This window comes from Pinisolibacter sp. DMC100 (assembly GCF_056313705.1).
In genome coordinates this window covers 146,664-165,393 of record NZ_JBQUZT010000002.1, presented here as the reverse complement: position 1 = coordinate 165,393, position 18,730 = coordinate 146,664, and the positions used below count along the sequence as shown (strand labels likewise).

At 69.2% G+C, this 18,730-nt stretch carries 15 protein-coding genes; 8 read left to right on the top strand and 7 right to left on the bottom strand.

What is annotated here, in order from left to right; translation table 11 throughout:
• Nucleotides 1-194 precede the first annotated feature (194 nt).
• Entirely contained in the window at nt 195-1,430 is a 1,236-nt protein-coding gene (locus tag ACT541_RS09700) for a UbiH/UbiF family hydroxylase (protein WP_476136331.1), read from the top strand.
• 260 nt (nt 1,431-1,690) lie between these two features.
• Here ACT541_RS09700 and ACT541_RS09695 read toward each other — a convergent pair whose 3' ends face one another.
• Complete coding sequence (locus tag ACT541_RS09695) at nt 1,691-2,656, bottom strand: AEC family transporter (protein WP_476136330.1); 966 nt, start codon at nt 2,654-2,656, stop codon at nt 1,691-1,693.
• Between the two features lie 248 nt (nt 2,657-2,904).
• On the opposite strand from ACT541_RS09695, the gene ACT541_RS09690 reads away from it, so the two are divergent.
• Together ACT541_RS09690 and hspQ are read left to right on the top strand one after the other, a co-directional pair.
• On the top strand, nt 2,905-3,957 hold the full coding sequence (locus ACT541_RS09690) for an HpcH/HpaI aldolase/citrate lyase family protein (RefSeq protein ID WP_476136329.1): 1,053 nt from the start codon (nt 2,905-2,907) through the stop codon (nt 3,955-3,957).
• 240 nt (nt 3,958-4,197) lie between these two features.
• Nucleotides 4,198-4,539: a heat shock protein HspQ gene (gene hspQ, locus ACT541_RS09685; RefSeq protein WP_476136327.1), complete on the top strand. Its 342-nt coding sequence runs from the start codon at nt 4,198-4,200 to the stop codon at nt 4,537-4,539.
• A gap of 77 nt (nt 4,540-4,616) precedes the next feature.
• Here the strand turns inward: hspQ and ACT541_RS09680 are convergent, their stop codons facing one another.
• The 4 genes from ACT541_RS09680 to ACT541_RS09665 all read right to left on the bottom strand — a co-directional run bounded on the left by ACT541_RS09680 (nt 4,617) and on the right by ACT541_RS09665 (nt 10,750).
• A complete protein-coding gene (locus ACT541_RS09680; protein WP_476136325.1) occupies nt 4,617-5,639 on the bottom strand; it encodes an SLAC1 family transporter in 1,023 nt (340 codons plus the stop codon).
• A 79-nt stretch (nt 5,640-5,718) separates the two neighbouring features.
• Entirely contained in the window at nt 5,719-6,639 is a 921-nt protein-coding gene (locus ACT541_RS09675; protein ID WP_476136324.1) for a response regulator, read from the bottom strand.
• Nucleotides 6,629-10,039, bottom strand: coding sequence for a hybrid sensor histidine kinase/response regulator (locus tag ACT541_RS09670; RefSeq protein WP_476136322.1), 3,411 nt, complete (start codon nt 10,037-10,039; stop codon nt 6,629-6,631). Before ACT541_RS09670 ends, ACT541_RS09675 begins: the two co-directional genes overlap by 11 nt.
• Before the next feature lie 300 nt (nt 10,040-10,339).
• The gene (locus ACT541_RS09665) at nt 10,340-10,750 is read right to left on the bottom strand and encodes a methylglyoxal synthase (RefSeq protein WP_476136320.1); all 411 of its coding nucleotides are present in this window, start codon (nt 10,748-10,750) and stop codon (nt 10,340-10,342) included.
• Nucleotides 10,751-11,073: 323 nt separating this feature from the next.
• On the opposite strand from ACT541_RS09665, the gene urtA reads away from it, so the two are divergent.
• The 5 genes from urtA to urtE all read left to right on the top strand — a co-directional run bounded on the left by urtA (nt 11,074) and on the right by urtE (nt 16,695).
• Complete coding sequence (urtA, locus tag ACT541_RS09660) at nt 11,074-12,360, top strand: urea ABC transporter substrate-binding protein (RefSeq protein WP_476136319.1); 1,287 nt, start codon at nt 11,074-11,076, stop codon at nt 12,358-12,360.
• 108 nt (nt 12,361-12,468) lie between these two features.
• Nucleotides 12,469-14,079 carry an urea ABC transporter permease subunit UrtB gene (gene urtB / locus ACT541_RS09655; RefSeq protein ID WP_476136317.1) on the top strand — a complete coding sequence of 537 codons (1,611 nt, stop codon included), beginning with the start codon at nt 12,469-12,471 and terminating at the stop codon, nt 14,077-14,079.
• Nucleotides 14,076-15,221 (top strand): urea ABC transporter permease subunit UrtC, encoded by a 1,146-nt coding sequence (gene urtC / locus ACT541_RS09650; protein WP_476136315.1) that lies wholly within the window; start codon nt 14,076-14,078, stop codon nt 15,219-15,221. The genes urtB and urtC overlap by 4 nt, the downstream gene beginning before the upstream one ends.
• Nucleotides 15,222-15,234: 13 nt before the next feature.
• On the top strand, nt 15,235-15,996 hold the full coding sequence (urtD, locus tag ACT541_RS09645) for an urea ABC transporter ATP-binding protein UrtD (protein ID WP_476136313.1): 762 nt from the start codon (nt 15,235-15,237) through the stop codon (nt 15,994-15,996).
• Nucleotides 15,997-15,999: 3 nt separating this feature from the next.
• Nucleotides 16,000-16,695, top strand: a complete 696-nt coding sequence (gene urtE / locus ACT541_RS09640) for an urea ABC transporter ATP-binding subunit UrtE (protein WP_476136312.1) — start codon at nt 16,000-16,002, stop codon at nt 16,693-16,695.
• A 222-nt stretch (nt 16,696-16,917) separates the two neighbouring features.
• Here urtE and ACT541_RS09635 read toward each other — a convergent pair whose 3' ends face one another.
• Both ACT541_RS09635 and ACT541_RS09630 read right to left on the bottom strand, forming a co-directional pair.
• Nucleotides 16,918-17,418, bottom strand: a complete 501-nt coding sequence (locus ACT541_RS09635; protein WP_476136310.1) for a DUF4405 domain-containing protein — start codon at nt 17,416-17,418, stop codon at nt 16,918-16,920.
• 205 nt (nt 17,419-17,623) lie between these two features.
• Complete coding sequence (locus ACT541_RS09630; RefSeq protein WP_476136308.1) at nt 17,624-18,457, bottom strand: invasion associated locus B family protein; 834 nt, start codon at nt 18,455-18,457, stop codon at nt 17,624-17,626.
• Nucleotides 18,458-18,730: the final 273 nt, after the last annotated feature.

Below are 18,730 nucleotides of genomic sequence, written 5' to 3'. Positions count from 1 at the left end.
CGGAACATATCATGAACATGGAAGGATGGAAGCCCGGATTGCGCGCGATTCGTCGCAGGCCCGCGGCCCATGTCGACCATCGCCGCGGTCAGCTCGCCCGCTCCGGCACGCCCACCACGGATCGCCTCGCCGCTTGCGTGGATCCCCGCCCTGCCGCATGCTCCGCCGCCCGATCGACCCTCGAGAGACCCGCCATGACGAGCCCCGCCCCCGCCGCCGACCGCCTGTTCGACGTCGCCGTCGTCGGTGCCGGTCCCGCCGGCCTCGCCGCCGCGGCGCTCTTCGCCGAGATGGGCCTCGTCACCGCGCTTCTCGCCCCGCCGACCCGGCCCGACGACGTCCGCACCACGGCGCTGCTCGGCGGCTCGGTCGACTTCCTCGAGACCCTCGGCGTCTGGGAGAAGATCGCCGCCGCCGGCGCCGACCTCGCCACCATGCGTCTCGTCGATGCGACCGACCGGCTGATCCGCGCGCCCGAGGCGACGTTCCACGCCAGCGAGATCGACCGCCCCTCCTTCGGCGTCAACATCGTCAACCGCGACCTCACCGCCATCCTCGACGCCAAGATCGCCGGCCATCCGCGAATCGTCCGCGTCGCAGAGCCGGTCGAGACCGTCCGCCCGCTCGTCGACCGGGTCGAACTCGTCACGCCCTCGGGCGTCACCGTCTCCGCCCGCCTCGCGGTCGCCGCCGACGGCAAGCACTCGCGACTGCGCGAGGCGGCCGGCATCGGGACCAAGACCTGGGCGCATCCCCAGTCGGCGCTGGTGCTGAACCTCTCCCACGAGGTGCCGCACCGCGACGTCTCGACCGAGTTCCACACCCGCACCGGCCCCTTCGTGCTGGTGCCGCTGCCCGGTGGCAACCGCTCCTCGGTGGTGCTGATCGAGACGCCGGACGAGGCCGAGCGGCTGAAGGCGATGCCCGACGCGGAACTCGCGCGCGAGCTCGAGCGCCGCTCGCGGTCCGCCTACGGCAAGATGGCGGTCGAGCCCGGCCGTCAGGTCTGGCCGCTCGCCTCCCTCATCGCCGAGCGCTACGGCGCCCGCCGCATCGCGCTGATCGGCGAGACCGCCCACACCTTCCCGCCGATCGGCGCCCAGGGGCTCAATCTGACGCTTCGCGACGTCGCGAGCCTCGGCGAATGCGCCGCCAAGGCGCTGGCCGAGGGCGACGACCTCGGCGGCGACGCCATGCTCGGCCGTTATGAGCGCGCCCGCCGCCTCGACGTCGAGACCCGTACCCGCGGCGTCGACGTCGCCAATCGGGCGCTGATGTCGGATCTCCTGCCGGTGCAGGCGGCGCGCGCGCTGGGCTTCTTCCTCGCGGCCCGCGTCGGCCCGCTGCGTCGCCTCGTCATGCGCGAAGGCCTGACGCCGAGCCTGATCGCCCCGGCGATGATGCGCGGCGGGGCGTTGCCGAAGGCGTGAGGGTCGCACGCGACGACGTTGCGAATTCCGTCGCCGATGCTTTGAATGCGGTCGCCGCATCGTTCCCTCCCCCCGCGAGGGGGAGGGACAGGGAGGGGGGCAACGGCGGCTCCCCGTCGACTCAAATCCCGATCGCGACGCAGCGCCCCCCCTCTCTGTCTCTCCCCCTCGAGGGGGGAGAGGACCGGATGCGAGGGTCGTCGGATCCGCGAAGGCCGAGACGAGCCGGGAGACCGCGTCCGCGCCTCGCCGTGCTGCCCTCAATGCCCGACGACGACGCCGATCCCCAGCGGATCGTGGGTGACGAACCACAGCGCCGCCGTCAGTGTCGCGACCGACACCAGCGTGCCGATCAGCACGATCGCCGAGGCCGTCGGCACGTGCGAATGGTACTGCTGCGCCAGCACATAGACGCCGAGCGCCGGCGGCAGGCTGGCCATCAGCAGCGCCGTCATCGTCCAGATCGGATCGATCCCGCCGATCCACCACAGCGCCGAGAAGACGACGATCGGGTGCAGCACCAGCTTGATCGTCAGCACCACCGGGATCTCGGCGGTGATCCGCTCGAGCGGGCGCAGGCCCACCGTCACGCCCATGGCGAAGAGCGCGCAGGGGGCGGCCGCCTGCATCAGCGAAGTCAGCATCTTGTCGACGAAGATCGGCGGACGCAGCCCCGTCACCGCCGCCCCGACGCCGACGATGGTGGCGAGGATGAACGGGTGCAGGAAGATGCGCCTGGCGATGATCTGCGCCGTCGACCACGGGCTCTGCCGCTCGCCGGCGATCGCCATCAGCAGCGGCACCATGATGAAGAAGATCGCGTTGTCGAAGCAGAAGACCAGCGCGGTCGGCACCGTCGCCTGCGCCCCGAGCGTCGCCAGCGTCACGCCCGGTCCCATGTAGCCGATGTTCGAATAGGCCCCGCCGGTCGCGGTGATCGCGGCGGCGCGCATGTCGCCCTTGTTGAAGAGCATGCCGACGACGAAGGCGAGGCAGAACATCGCGAAGGTCGAGGCGGTCGTCGTCGCCACGAAGCTCCAGCGCGTCAGCTGCTCGACCGGCGTGCGCGACAGCAGCTGGAAGAACAGCGCCGGCAGCGACACGTAGACGATGAAGAAGTTGAGCCAGCCCAGCCCCTCGACCGGCAGCACGCGCAATTTGCCGCACGCCCAGCCGATGAAGATCAGGCCGAAGAACGGCATGGCGAGATTGACGACCTGTTCCATGGGGCTCCGGCGGGGAAATGTCGAGAAATCGGCGCGGGTCGCCGGCATTCCCGCCATGGACCGAGGCCGGACGATGGCGTTTCGCCCCCGCCCCTGTCAACGCCGCCGAGCCCCGAAAGCCCCGTCCGACCCATGCGCGGCGCGCCTATCAGACTTTCAGTCAGTTGTGCGACGCATCGGACCGATCTAGGACCATTCAAACGTTTCGCATTGCAGCGCAGCAAGAGACTGATCCGGAGGACGCCGCCATGACCGAGAAGACCCCCCGCGCCTTCTTCAAGCCCCTCGCCATCGGCGCGCCGGAGCCCTTCCGCGAGCTGCCGGTGACGCTCGAGCGCATGATCCACTTCGTGCCGCCGCACATGGAGAAGGTCCGCGCCAAGGTGCCGGAACTCGCCGCCAAGGTCGACGTGGTGCTGGGCAACCTCGAGGACGCCATCCCCGCCGATCAGAAGATCGCTGCCCGCAAGGGCTTCATCGAGATGGGCAAGGCGACGGACTTCGCGGCGCTGGGCACCGGTCTCTGGACCCGCATCAACTGCCTGAACTCGCCCTGGGTGCTCGACGACGTCACCGAGATCGTCGCCGAACTGGGCGACAAGCTGGACGTGATCATGCTGCCGAAGGTCGAGGGCCCGTGGGACATCCACTTCCTCGACCAGCTCCTCGCCCAGCTCGAGGCGAAGCACGGGGTGAAGAAGCCGATCCTGATCCACGCCATCCTCGAGACCGCCGAGGGCGTCAAGAACGTCGAGAAGATCGCGACCGCCTCCCCCCGCATGCACGGCATGAGCCTCGGCCCGGCCGATCTCGCCGCCTCGCGCGGCATGAAGACGACCCGCGTCGGCGGCGGCCATCCCGAATATCAGGTGCTGCAGGATGCGAACGGCGACGCCCCGCGCACCCGCTTCCAGCAGGATCTCTGGCACTACACGGTGGCCAAGATGGTCGACGCCTGCCAGTCGGCCGGCATCAAGGCCTTCTACGGCCCCTTCGGCGACTTCTCCGACCTCGCCGCCTGCGAGGCGCAGTTCCGCAACGCCTTCCTGATGGGCTGCCTCGGCGCCTGGTCGCTGCACCCGACCCAGATCGACATCGCCAAGCGCGTCTTCTCGCCCGATCCGGGCGAGGTCGCCTTCGCCAAGAAGATCCTCGACGCCATGCCCGACGGCACCGGCGCAGTGATGATCGACGGCAAGATGCAGGACGACGCCACCTGGAAACAGGCCAAGGTCATCGTCGATCTGGCGAAGCTCGTCGCCTCCAAGGACCCGGATCTCGCCGCCGCCTACGGTCTGTGAGACATCGCGTTGTTCGCCGCCGAACAAGACGACGAACGCCCGTTTACCCCGTCCGAGCCCTCGGACGGGGTAAATTCTTACGCTTCATGCAAGAGATTTCGCATTTCAATCGGTTGAGACACGCCCACATCGCGGCGAGCGCTTGACTCTCGCGCCCCCCTCGTGAAGTTTTTGCTGCGCAAATTCGCGTAGAGCGCGCGCGGCCCCCTCGAGGGCGCCGAGGCACGCGGGAGTGATGCGTTGACGGTCGAATCCAAGATCCGCTTCGCCAAATACGGCATCGGTCAGGTGGTCCGCCACCGGGTCTACCCGTTCCGGGGCGTCGTCTTCGACGTCGATCCGATGTTCTGCAACACCGAGGAATGGTGGGAAGCGATCCCGGAGGACGTCCGTCCGTCCAGGGATCAGCCGTTCTACCACCTCTATGCCGAGAACGCGGAAAACGAATACGTCGCCTACGTTTCCGAACAGAACCTCATCCCCGACGACACCGGTATGCCGCTCAGGCACCCGCAGGTCGAGGAGACGTTCTTCGAGGCCGACGACGGCTCGCTCCGCGTCCGCCACCAGCCGGTGAACTGACCGCGCGATCTTCGGCCATACACCGAGACATCGACGCCCGAAGGCAGGCCTTCGGGCGTCGTCGTTTCAAGCCGTCTTCACGCCTGCGGCGGAGGAGCCGGCGGCATCGGCGGCACGTAGGTGCCGCGCAGGATCATCGCCAGCGACCGCCCGGCGAAGAGACCGATGATCAGGTTGGCGACGAGGAAGAGGCCCGGTGCCAAGAGCGCCGCGGTCGGCGCGCCGGCCTCGGCGAGGCGCATCGCCCCCGTCGGCAGCGCCGAGACGCCGAACGACCACGCCCACCACGGCGCGCCGAAGGGCTGTTCCGACACCCAGCCGAAGTTGCGGACCGCCACCGCGGCCCACAGAAGCGCCACGCCGAAGAGCACCAGCGCGATGACGTCGACGTTGCCCCCGTTGGCCGCCAGATAGGCGACGAGACCGACGGCCGGCGGCGCCATCTCGATACCCATCGACGCGCGCAGCGGCACCGGCAGCGCCGGTCCGTGCAGCAGCCGCTGCCAGATCACGCCCTCGATCACCAGCCAGGTGACGAAGCCGATGCCGAAGGCCATGGCCGAGGCATCGCGCAGGCCGAGGGCCGCCAGCGCCATGCCGGCGACGAAACCGCCGCCGACCGTCGGCAGGAACAAGACCGGCGTCGCCGTCGCGATCTCGCGCCCGCCCTGCAGCAGCCGCCCGACGAACCACGTCGCGAACAGGCCCTGGAAGACGAGGCCGACGATCATCAGGACGATGCCGAGCGGCGCGACGACCGGCTGGATGGCGATGCCGGCGACCATGGTGGCGACCCCGGCGAGCGCGACGAAGCCGCCCATCACCGGATGCGCCAGCTCACCGCGCGCCGCCGTCCGCGCCTTCACCCATTTCAGCACGACCAGCGTCGCGACGCTCGCCCAGACGAGGAAGGCGACCACCGCCAGCGCATCGCCGACGAGGCTCGGCACGCCCCACAGCCGCGCCGCCACCCGCCAGCCGTTGGCGAGCCCGCCGATGCCGAGCACCGCGCCGAAGAGCGCGGTCGGCACACGGGCGACGAAGGGAGCGGCGGGAGCCGGCGAAGGAGCAGAGGCAGGCGTTGCGGCGGTGTCGGTCATGGCGGATCTCGCGCGAGAGGACATGCGTGACCTCTCATAGGCATTTCGCCACCTCTGCGCCAGTCGTTCTCCCCCGCCCCTACCCCGCCTCGATCGCCCGCAGCGCCATGACGGCGGCGGAGGCGCGATTCTCGACGCCGAGCTTGGCGAAGACCGTCTCGAGGTGCTTGTTCACGGTGCGGGGCGACAGGCCGAGAATGTCGGCGATGTCGCGGTTCGGCTTGCCGCGCGCCACCCAGAGGCAGACCTCGGCCTCGCGCGCCGTCAGGCCGAAGCGACGGCGCAGCGCCGCCTCGTCGCCGCCGACCTCGTCGCACATCAGCCGCCACAGCCATTCGTCCTCGCCGGCCCGGCCGAGCGGCGTCAGCTGGATGCGCCGGTTGCCGCTCTCGCCGATCGGCACGAGGTCGGCCACCGCCGCACCCGCCGCCATCGCCGCCACCAGCCGTTCGCGCACCGCCATGGGAAGGCCGCCGGCCTCGCCGCCGATCTCGCCGATCAGCTTGACCGCCTGCGGCGTCGCCCAGGCGATGCGGCCGGTCGCGTCGGTCGCGAGCAGGAACCGCCCCGCGCCGTCGAGCGCCAGCCGCGCCGAGCGCTCGCGCCGGGCATTGGCGAGATGGACGCGGATGCGCGCCGTCAGCTCGTCGAGGACGATCGGCTTGGTGACGTAGTCGACGCCGCCCGCCTCCAGCCCCTCGACGATGTGTTCGGTCTCCGAGAGCCCGGTCATGAAGATGATCGGCACGTCGGCGGTGGCGGCGAGCCGCTTCAGCCGCCGCGTCGTCTCGAAGCCGTCGATGTCGGGCATGACGGCGTCCATCAGGATGACGTCCGGGGTGATCCGCTCGACGATCGCCAGCGCCTGCTCGCCCCCCGTGGCGACCAGCACCATGGCGCCCTGCCCCTCCAGCGTCTCGGTGAGGAAGCCGAGCGTGTCGGGGTTGTCGTCGACGACGAGGACGATGTCGCGGCTCTCCGCCGGTCTGTCAGCAGCCATCGTCGGTCTCCAGCAGCGCGACGAGCCGCGCCATGTCGAAGGTCTCGGCGGCCCGCGCCAGATCGATCATCCGCCGCCCCGGCTCGCCGCCCGCCGCGCGGATCTCCGCCTCGATCGCCGCGAGCTTGCCCGCCACGCCGCGAACATAGCCGATCCGCGCCCATTGCAGCAGATCGATCGCCTCCGCCGCCGTCGGCCGATCGTCGGCGGGAGGCGTCGTGGCAACGGCGGGCGCCGGCGCGGCGGGCGCAGCAGTGACAGCCGGCTCCTCCCCCGCCTCCAACCAGACGAGATCGAGGTGGAGCTGCAGTCGGTCGAGCAGACGAGCGAGATCGAAGGGCTTCGCCACCACGTCGTCGTGCGGCGCCACTTCCACCTCCGGCGGCCGGCTGTCGCCGACGTTGGCCGAGAGGATGACGATCCGCCCGCCGTACCCTCCCGCGCGCAGCGCCACCGCCACCTCCCAGCCGGTCATGCCCGGCATCGAGATGTCGAGCAGGATCAGGTCGGGCGGCGCCTTCCGCACCGCGTCGAGACAGGCCGCCCCGTCGACCGCCTCGGCGACTTCGAAGCCGATCGGCACCAGGACGCGCTTCAGCAGATCGCGGTGATCGTCGTTGTCGTCGACCACCAGGATCGACCGCCGCCGCCCCTCGTAGCCGGTGACCGTCGGCACCGCCGGCAGCGCCACCGGCCGGGCGACGACCGAGAGATGCATGCGGACGCGGAAGCGCGCGCCCTCGCCCGCCCGGCTGTCGACCCGGACGTCGCCGCCCATCACCGTGACGATCATCTTGGTGATGGTGAGCCCGAGGCCGAGACCGGGTTTCTTCGCCGCCGCCGCGCCGCGCTCGAAGGGATCGAAGATGCGGTCGATCTCGCCTTCGGCGATGCCCATGCCGGTGTCGGTGACGGTGAAGGTCGCGATCTCGTGGCGCATCGCGACGTCGAAATGAACCTCGCCGCGCGACGTGAACTTGACCGCGTTGGAGAGCAGATTGACCAGCACCTGCCTGAGCCGCTTCTCGTCGGTCGCCACCACATCGGGCAGTTTCGTCGGCCGGGTGAAGCGGAAGGCGAGGCCCTTGGCCTCGGCCTGCGGCCGGAACATCTCGACGAGGCTCTCGAGGAACTCGGCGAAGCGGATCTCGTCGCGGGCAAGCTCGAGCCGCCCGGCCTCGATCTTGGAAATGTCGAGGAGCCCGTCGATCAGGCCGGAGAGATGCTCGGCCGAACGGCGGATCACCTTGACCGAATGGGCGCGGCCCTCCGACAGCCCGGCGTCGCGCTCGAGCACCTGGGCATAGCCGAGCACGGCGTTGAGCGGCGTGCGCAACTCGTGGGAGAGCCCGACGAGATAGCGGCTCTTGGCGAAGTTCGCCGCCTCCGCCGCCTCCTTCGCCTTCTGCAGCTCGGCGTCGGTGCGCTCGTGCGCCTCGATCTCGTCGAGCAGCAGGCCGGTCTGACGCGCGGATTCTTCTTCCGCGACGCGGCGGCTCTCGTGCGCCAGCACGAAGAACCAGGCGACGACGCCGGCGACGATGATCAGCACGAAGAAGGCCGCCCACAGCGCCCGCGTCAGCGCCGCCTCGATCGCCGGATCGCGCGGGTCGGACTGGAAGTGGATGACCAGCAGCACGAGGCCGATCGCCGCGACGATCAGCGACAGGATGGCGACGTACTCGAGCAGCCGCGGCGACAGGCGTCGGGCGATCGGCTCGGGCAGCAGCGTCCGCGTCCATTCCCGCGCCTGCGCCGAGATGCGTGCCTGCGGCTTGCACTGGTCGCGGCAGCGGGCGTCGAGCGAGCAGCACAGCGAGCAGATCGGCGCGTCGTAGGCCGGGCAATGGGCGCTGTCCTCGGGCTCGAAGTCGTGCTCGCAGACCGAGCAGCGGATGGTCGAGCGGCTCGCCCAGTCCTTCTCCGGCTCGCGGGCGAGATACCACCGCCCGCCGGTCGCCCAGGCGAGGAACGGCACCGCGACGAGCGCCGTGGCGAGCGCCACGAAGGGGGCGAAGGCTTGGGCGATCACCCCGAAATGGCCGGTGACGGCGATCAGCGCCAGCGCGGTGGCGAGCCCCATCGAGCCGAGCCCGACCGGATTGACGTCCGGCAGATGCGCCCGCTTGAACTCGATCCCCGGCGGAGCGAGACCGAGCGGCTTGGCGATGCCGAGATCGGCGGTGATGGTGCCGAGCCAGGCGACGGCGACGATGGCGAAGAGACCGAGCGTCTTCTCCAGCGCCTCGTAGATGCCGAGCTCCATCAGCAGCAGCGCGATCGCCACGTTGAACACCAGCCAGACGACGCGGCCGGGATGGGAATGGGTGACGCGCGAGAAGAAGTTCGACCACGCCAGCGACCCGGCATAGGCGTTCATCACGTTGATCTTGAGCTGCGACACGACGACGAAGGCCGCCGTCAGCACCACCGCCGCCTCCTTCGACGGCAGCATGTAGGAGAAGGCGACGTCGTACATCCACGCCGGCTCGCCCGCATGGCTCTCGGGAACGCCCATGCGCAGCGCCACGACGGCGAGCAGCGATCCGGCGAAGAGCTTCGGCGCGCCGAGCACGATCCAGCCCGGCCCGGCGAAGAACGTGCCGATGCGATGGGCGCGGCCGGCCTTCTCGACGCGGGCGGGCAGGAAGCGCAGGAAGTCGACCTGCTCGCCGATCTGCGGCATCAGGCCGAGGATCACCGACGAGGCGAGGCCGAAGCGGACGACGTCGAAGCTCTCGAACAGCGACCCCGGCTGGCCGCCGGCATGGACGCCGCCGAACTGCCACCACGCCGCGATCTGCGCCGGGTCCTTCCACAGGATGAAGGCGAAGGGGGCGACGTTGAGCACGATCCAGAACGGCTGCGTCCACAGCTGGAAACGCGAGATCGCGGTGATGCCGTAGACGACGAGCGGGATCACCGCGAGCGCCGACAGGATGTAGGAGAGCCACAGCGGCCAGCCGAAGGCGAGCTCCAGCGCCGACGACATGATCGAGGCTTCGATGGCGAAGAGGATGAAGGTGAAGCTCGCGTAGATCAGCGAGGTCACCGTCGAGCCGATGTAGCCGAAGCCGGCACCGCGGGTCAGCAGGTCGATGTCGACGCCCCACTTCGCCGCGGCGCGCGCGATTGGAAAGCCGGTGACGAGCAGCACGATCGACACGACGACGATGGCGGCTGCGGCATTGACGAAGCCGTGGGCGAGCGTGATGGCGCCGCCGATCGCCTCGAGCGCCAGAAAGGAGATGGCGCCGATCGCCGTCTGGGCGACGCGCGGCGCCGACCAGCGCCGGGCGCTCTTGGCGGTGAAGCGCAGCGCGTAGTCTTCGAGCGTCTGGTCGGCGACCCAGCGATTGTAGTCGCGACGGACGGGAAGGATGCGCTGTCGACCGGCCATGCTCTCCGCGTTCCCCCCTCGCCGCGATGCGTCACGCCCGGTGTCGCACGCGCGGGCGCCGCGGTCGAGAGACCGGGCGAGTCGCGGACGTGGGCAGCGCGTAAGCGAGCAAGAATCGTGCGAGCTTCCGGGCACGACTTCGCGCAGAGGCCCTTCATGTTGAGGTGCTCGGCGAAGCCGAGCCTCGAAACGCGAAGGGCCGAGAGGCACCGCCCGTCGTGGCTTCGCCCTTCGAGGCCCGGCGTTGCCGGGCACCTCAGGGTGAAGCCGAACAGGAGGCAGAGATCGGGAGCGTTCCCCTCAGGCGACGCGGGCCGAGCGCTTGACGTGGTCGCCCTTCAGGAAGCCCGACACGACCATCAGGTCGGCCGTCGCCTGGTTGAAGGCGCAGAGCACGTCGTAGACCAGCGCCAGACGCAGCAGCGCCTTGACGTCGACGTCGTGCGGCATCGGCGTCAGCGGGTCGGGGAAGAAGACGAGGAGATCGATCTCCCCTTCCGCGATCATCGCGCCGATCTGCTGGTCGCCGCCGAGCGGGCCGGACTTGACCGTCCGCAGATCCATGTCGGGCAGCGCCTTCTTCACCAGCGAGCCGGTCGTCGCCGTGCCGATCAGCCGGTGCGGGCGCAGGGCCTCGGCGTTGCGCACCACCCAGTCCACCAGGGCGGGCTTCTTTTCGTCGTGGGCGATGACGGCGATCGTGAGCGACATGGGACCTCGTCGGTTCGGCGGCAGGCGGCCGGATCGCCGCATGCGACTTTCGTCGAAAGATTGATACGCGATCCGCACGGCGTCGACCAGTCTCGGCGACGCCGCCCCGATCCCCGCACGGTGCGGATCTCGGTGGAATTCCGCCCTCTGCCCAGCAAAAGGGCAGCAGTCTGCACCAATTCTTCGCATGCCGGCCGATCGGGCAGAACCTGCGTCATATGACGTATGGGCCGTTCTGCTGCGGCGCGTTCAACTCCCTTCCCGAGCGGACCCGACGGCGGGCTCCGTGATCCGAACAGGGTTCCATCCCGGGGGAGATATTCATGACTGTGAACGAGAAGCTTCTGGGCGCGATCGTCGGCGCCGCCATTTCGGCCGGTGCCTTCGCCTCGTCCGCCAATGCCGCCGACACCATCAAGGTCGGCGTCCTGCACTCGCTCTCCGGCACCATGGCGATCTCGGAGACGACGCTCAAGGACACGATCCTCTTCCTCATCGACGAGCAGAACAAGAAGGGCGGCGTCCTCGGCAAGAAGCTCGAGGCAGTCGTCGTCGACCCGGCCTCCAACTGGCCGCTCTTCGCCGAGAAGGCGCGCGAGCTGATCGCCAAGGACAAGGTCTCGGTGGTCTTCGGCTGCTGGACCTCGGTGTCGCGCAAGTCCGTGCTGCCGGTCTTCAAGGAGCTGAACTCGATCCTGTTCTACCCGGTCCAGTACGAGGGTGAAGAGTCCGAGCGCAACGTGTTCTACACCGGCGCCGCTCCGAACCAGCAGGCGATCCCGGCCGTCGACTACCTGATGTCGAAGGACGGTGGCGACGTGAAGCGTTGGGTGCTCGCCGGCACCGACTACGTCTACCCGCGCACCACCAACAAGATCCTCGAGGCGTATCTGATCTCCAAGGGTGTCGCCAAAGAAGACATCATGATCAACTACACGCCGTTCGGTCATTCCGACTGGCAGACGATCGTCTCGGACATCAAGAAGTTCGGCTCGGCCGGCAAGAAGACCGCCGTCGTGTCGACCATCAACGGCGACGCCAACGTTCCCTTCTACAAGGAACTCGGCAACCAGGGCATCAAGGCGACCGACATCCCGGTCGTGGCGTTCTCGGTGGGTGAGGAAGAGCTCGCCGGCATCGACACCAAGCCGCTGGTCGGCCATCTGGCCGCGTGGAACTACTTCCAGAGCGTGAAGGACCCGGCGAACGACGCCTTCATCGCCAAGTGGAAGGAATTCACCAAGAACCCGAAGCGCGTCACCAACGATCCGATGGAAGCCTCGGTCATCGGCTTCAACGCCTGGGTCAAGGCGGTCGAGAAGGCCGGCACCGTCGACACCGACAAGGTCATCGACACCCTGCCGGGCATCGAGACCCCGAACCTGACCGGCGGCATCGCCAAGGTCCTGCCGAACCATCACATCACCAAGCCGGTGCTGATCGGCGAGATCAAGGCCGACGGCCAGTTCGACGTGGTGTGGAAGACCAAGGACCTCGTCCCCGGCGACGCCTGGACCGACTTCCTGCCCGGCTCCAAGGACCTCGAGGCCGACTGGGTGTCGCTCAAGTGCGGCAACTGGAACACCGTCACCAAGAAGTGCGGCGGCTGATCCCCGCCCTCCGATCGTCGTGATGTTCCCCTTCGACGATCACCCCGACACGCACCCGGGCCACGGCCCGGGTGCTCCCTTCTCCTCCCCATCACGGAAGCGAGACGAATGACCGCCCACGTCCGCCGCCTCGCCCGCTCGGGCCTCGTTCTCCTGCTGTTGGCCTTCGGCTCGGTTCTTCCGGCCGCCGCGCAGGACATCTCCGCCGCTCTCGCCAAGCTCGCGACCGACAGCTACGCCGACACCGGCGAGGCGATCGGTCTGCTCTCGACCTCCGGTCACCCGCGCGCCGGGACGATCGTCGAGGCGCTGCGCGACGGCGCCCTCGAATTCGACGCCGCTTCGAAGACCGTCGTCATCCGCGCCGGCGGCAAGGTGGTCGACGCCGCCACCGGCTCGGCCGTCGCCGCGCCGCCCGCCGGCCTCTCGCCCGTGCGCCTCAACAATCGCCTGCGCTCCAGCGTCGCCGCCGCCATGGGCGCGCTGACACTGATGTCGCCCGACCCGGCTAAGCGCCACGAGGCGGCCGACGCCGTCTTCAAGTCGCGCGACCAGAACGCGCTCGCCACGCTCGATGCCGCCATCGCCAAGGAGGCCGACGGCCGCATCCGCGCCTCGCTCCAGATCGCCCGCGCCGCCGTGATCCTGACGAAGACCGACGCCGGCGAGGACGCCCGCGTCGAAGCCGCCCAGGCGATCCGCGAACGCGGCGATCAGGAGGCGGTGTCGCTGCTGCGCTCGCTCCCCTCCGACACGCCCAAGCGCGTACAGGACGCGGCCCAGACCGCCGCCAAGGCGATCGAGACCGAACTGGCGCTGTGGAACTCGGCGCAGAACGCCCTCTACGGCGTATCGCTCGGTTCGGTGCTGCTGCTCGCCGCGATCGGGCTGGCCATCACCTTCGGCGTCATGGGCATCATCAACATGGCCCACGGCGAGCTGGTGATGATCGGCGCCTACACCACCTTCGTGGTGCAGGAGGTGATCCGCACCCATGCGCCCGGCCTCTTCGGCTGGTCGCTGGCGATCGCCATTCCGCTCGCCTTCCTCGTCTCCGGCGCGGTCGGCGTCCTGATCGAGCGCACCGTCATCCGCTGGCTCTATGGTCGTCCGCTCGAGACGCTGCTCGCCACCTGGGGCATCTCGCTCGCCCTGCAGCAGACCGTCCGCTCGATCTTCGGCGCCAACAACCGCGAGGTCGGCGCGCCGAGCTGGATGTCCGGCTCGATCGATCTCGGCCCGCTGACGCTGACCTCCGGCCGCATGTGGATCATCGTCTTTTCGCTCGCCGTCTTCCTCGGCCTGATCCTGATCCTGAAGAAGACGTCCGCCGGCCTGCAGATGCGCGCCGTCACCCAGAACCGCGCCATGGCGGCGGCGATGGGCATCCGCACGCCGATGGTCGACGCGCTGACCTTCGGCCTCGGTTGCGGCATCGCCGGCATCGCCGGCGTGGCGCTCTCCCAGATCGACAACGTCTCGCCCAACCTCGGTCAGAGCTACATCATCGACAGCTTCATGGTCGTGGTCTTCGGCGGCGTCGGCAATCTCTGGGGCACGCTCGTCGGCGCCCTGACGCTCGGTGTCGTCAACAAGTTCCTGGAGCCCTTCGCCGGTGCCGTGCTCGGCAAGATCCTGGTGCTGGTCTTCATCATCCTGTTCATCCAGAAGCGTCCGCGGGGCCTCTTCGCCCTCAAGGGCCGGGCGGTGGAAGCATGATCACCAACTTTCTCGTCAAGGCCCTCGACCGCCGCGTCTCGCTCGCGCTCCTGGCGATCCTCGCCATCGCCGTGCTGGTGCCCGTGCTGAACCTCGTCGTGCCGGAGGGTTCGCCCTTCCACGTGCCGACCTATCTCGTCACGCTCTTCGGCAAATACGCCTGCTACGCGGCGCTCGCCCTGGCGCTCGACCTGGTGTGGGGCTGGTGCGGGATCCTGTCGCTCGGCCACGGCGCCTTCTTCGCGCTCGGCGGCTACGCCATGGGCATGTATCTGATGCGCCAGATCGGCACCCGCGGCGTCTACGGCAATCCGATCCTGCCCGACTTCATGGTGTTCCTGAACTGGAAGGAGCTGCCCTGGTACTGGACCGGCTTCGACCATTTCCCCTTCGCGCTGCTGATGGTGGTACTGGTGCCGGGCCTCCTGGCGCTGGTCTTCGGCGGCCTCGCCTTCCGCTCGCGGGTGACCGGCGTCTATCTGTCGATCATCACCCAGGCGATGACCTATGCCCTGCTGCTCGCCTTCTTCCGCAACGACATGGGCTTCGGCGGCAACAACGGCCTCACCGACTTCAAGGACATCCTCGGCTTCAACATCCAGGCCGACGGCACCCGCTCGGTCCTCTTCGCGCTGTCCTGCCTGACGGTGGCGCTGGCGCTGTGGCTGTCGGCGGCGATCGTCAAGTCGAAGCTCGGGCTGGTGCTGGTCGCCATCCGCGACGCCGAGAGCCGCACCCGCTTCATCGGCTACCGCGTCGCCGCCTACAAGACCTTCGTCTTCGTCGTCTCGGCGATGCTGGCGGGCCTCGCCGGTGCGCTCTACGTGCCGCAGGTCGGCATCATCAACCCGGGCGAATTCTCGCCCGCCAACTCGATCGAAGCGGTGATCTGGGTCGCCGTCGGCGGTCGCGGTACGCTGATCGGGCCGATCGTCGGCGCGGTGGCGGTCAACTGGGGCAAGACCTGGTTCACCGCCGTGCTGCCCTCGCTCTGGCTCTTCGCGCTCGGCGCCCTCTTCGTCCTCGTCACGCTGTTCCTGCCCAAGGGCATCGTCGGCACCATCGCCGACTGGAACGCCGAGCGGAAGGCGACGCCCACCCCGCCGGCCGGCCCCGCGCCCGCGCCTGCGCCCGCCGAGTGAAGGAACCGACGCCATGGCTCATGAAGTCGCCTCCCAGGCGCTGCTCTATCTCGACGACGTCAAGGTCTCCTTCGACGGGTTCAAGGCGCTGAAGGGCCTGAGCCTCGTCATCGAACCGGGCGAGATGCGTGCCATCATCGGCCCCAACGGCGCCGGCAAGACCACGATGATGGACTGCATCACCGGCAAGACCCGCCCCGACGAGGGAGAGGTCCTGTGGGACCGCGGCGCCGTCGATCTGACGACGCTGGACGAGGCGGCGATCGCCGAACTCGGCATCGGCCGCAAGTTCCAGAAGCCGACGGTCTTCGAGAGCCACACGGTCGAAGACAACATCTATCTGGCGCTGAAGGCCGATCGCGGCCCGCTCGCCACCCTGTTCCATCGCCTCTCCGGCGCCGAGGCCGCCCGCATCGACGAGATCCTGGCCACGGTCAAGCTCGCCGACCGGCGCGCGGAACTGGCGAAGAACCTGTCGCACGGCCAGAAACAGTGGCTGGAGATCGGCATGCTGCTGGCCCAGGAGCCGCGCCTGCTGCTGGTCGACGAGCCGGTCGCCGGCATGACCGACGCCGAGACCATGCAGACCGCCGCCCTGCTGCGCGAGATCAATGCGTCGGGCAAGTCGGTGGTGGTGGTCGAGCACGACATGGCCTTCGTCCGCGAGCTCGGCGTCAAGGTCACCGTGCTGCACGAGGGCGGCGTCCTCTCCGAAGGGTCGATCGACCATGTGGCGAACGATCCCCGCGTCATCGAAGTCTATCTGGGGCGCTGAGCCATGCTGAACGTCGACAACGTCGATCTCTTCTACGGCGCGGCGCAGGCCCTGCGCGGCGTCTCGACCAAGGCCGAGATCGGCAAGATCACCTGCGTTCTCGGCCGCAACGGCGTCGGCAAGACCTCGCTGATGCGCGCCATCGTCGGCCAACAGCCGATCGCCGCCGGCTCGATCACCTGGGAGGGCAAGGATCTCGGCCGCAGCGCGCCCTACGATCGCGCCCGTGCCGGCATCGCCTTCGTGCCGCAGGGCCGCGAGATCTTCCCGCTCCTCTCCGTCGAGGAGAACCTCCAGACCGGTTTCGCCGCCCTGCCGCGTGACCAGCGCGAGATCCCCGACGAGGTCTTCGAACTCTTCCCCGTGCTCGGCGACATGCTGCGCCGGCGCGGCGGCGACCTCTCCGGCGGCCAGCAGCAGCAGCTCGCCATCGGCCGCGCGCTGGTGACGCGCCCGCGCCTCCTCGTCCTCGACGAACCGACCGAAGGCATCCAGCCCTCGATCATCAAGGACATCGGCCGGGCGCTTTCCTATCTGCGCGGCAAGGGGACGATGGCGATCGTGCTGGTCGAACAGTATTTCGACTTCGCCCGCGAACTCGCCGACCACTATACCGTGCTCGACCGCGGCGAGGTGGTGATCGAAGGCCCGGCGGCGGACGTCGACGCCGAGGCGGTGCGCGCCAGGATCGCGGTGTGAGCGACGCCCGGGACCGAGACACGAAGAAGGGCCGGAGGACGATCCTCCGGCCCTTCTCTTCTGTTCGGCTTCACCCTGAGGTGCCCGACGAAGTCGGGCCTCGTGAGGCACGAAGCCACGACGGGCGGTGCCTCTCGGCCCTTCGCCCTTCGAGGCTCGCTGACGCTCGCACCTCAGGATGAAGGGCCTCTGCGACGAGTCCGCTCGGACGGTCCTGCGCCCTCACTTCGCCAGAGCCACCCCGAAGACCACCGCGCGGGCTTCCTTGCCGGCGGCCTCCGCCGCTTCGGCGAGGCTCTGCTCGGCCTTGGCTTCGACGCCGGCCGCCTTCAGCTTGGCGATCAGCGCGTCGGGCGTGGTCTTCAGCACCGGCGCGACCGCCGAGATCGGCGCCTCGGCGATGGCGCGGTACATCGCCAGCTGCGGATTGCCGCCGGCGTTGCCCCCCGTCAGTGCCGGCACCGCGAAGGCGACGCCCGCCGCCAGCGACACCGCCAGCGGCCACATCAGCCAGCCGCGCGTCATGTAGCCGACCAGGGGCCACCAGTTCTTGTAGACATGCAGCACGAAGGGCACGATCAGCACCATGCTCAGCCACTCGTGCATGCCACGGAACGCGGCCTGGCCGACATGGAAGAACAGCGCCACGCCCGAGACGAGCGAGACGACGAAGAGACCGGTGGTGAAGGGGGTCGCGTAACGATTGACCCAGTCGCGGAACATGGTGGACACCTCGAATGAACGTTCGAACCGCCGGAAGACGGCCCGTGCCCACGGGATGCCCCCGCGATCACGCGAGATCAAATGAACTCGCGGAAAGGTTGGCGGCGGCTTCGCCGCGCCCCTGAAAAACGCACGAAAAACGCGCGCCGGTCGCCCGACGCGCGTCTCGATGTCGCAACCCCTGCGGCGCGCGACGGCGCCGCGATCAGTTCTTCGGCGCCTCGGCCGGCGCCTCGCCGCCGAGCTTCTTGGCGGCCTCTTCGGCGCGCTTCTGCAGCTCGGACTGGAGTTCTTCCTGGCTCTTCTGGCTGGCGGTCGGGTCGACGCCCGGGCCTTCGGCGGCCGTCTTGTAGGACGACAGCACGAAGGGGAAGGACATCGGCTTCTGCTGGATGTTGAGCGAGGTCACGATCAGTGCCTTGCCCTTCTTCATCTCGGCCACCATCGCGTCCGCCACTTCCATCTCGGCGTAGCAGGCGTTGGGGAAGCAGATCGTGTACTTGGCCTCGAGCTGCTTGCCCTTGTCGACCTGGACGCGCATGCCCGGCTGGATCAGCACCACCGGCGGCACGGCGATCAGCAGCACCTTCTTGGGATCGCCCTCGATCTCGCGCAGCGCCACCGAGGCGACCAGCTGGCCCTCCTGCGAGCGCACTTCCTTGGCGACGAGACAGACGTTCTTCTTCTCGGCGTCCTTGGAGCAGATCTTGACCCAGGGCAGCGGATCCTCGGGGGTCGCGGCCGCGGCGGCGTCCTTCGGAGCCTCCTTCGGCGCTTCCTTGGCCGGAGCGGCGGCAGCGGGGGCGGCCGGCTTCGGAGCCGCGGCGGCGGGCGCTGCCGGCTTCGGTGCGGCGGCGGGCTTCGGTGCAGCGGCGGGCTTGGGCGCCGCCGCGGGCTTCGGCGCCGCGGCCGGGGCTTCCTCTTCCGCCTGCGCCGCCGCGATCGACGGCACCGCGACGAGCGCGAGCACGGCGATCACGCCGGCCGCGACGCCGCCGCGCAGCGTGGAGAGAGCCGAACGAAGGGTGCTTTCAGCCATGGATACCACATCCTCGAAATGATCCGCCGCGACGGCACGGGAAGAGATCGGTGCGATCCGATACCCCCGACCGACGACGACGACAATCCCTCATCCGTCGGTCTCGCCCCGAAACCGCGTCGGACGGCTCCCGGCGTGACGACGGTTCACCGGCGGGAATGCCGGTCGATCTGGGCGAAAGCGTGTCCGCCCGGCGTCGCACGATCCATAGCCGCTCGCACGCCCGATTTCCACCCTTCGCGAGGCGATCCCCGGCGCTTTCCGCCGCCCCGT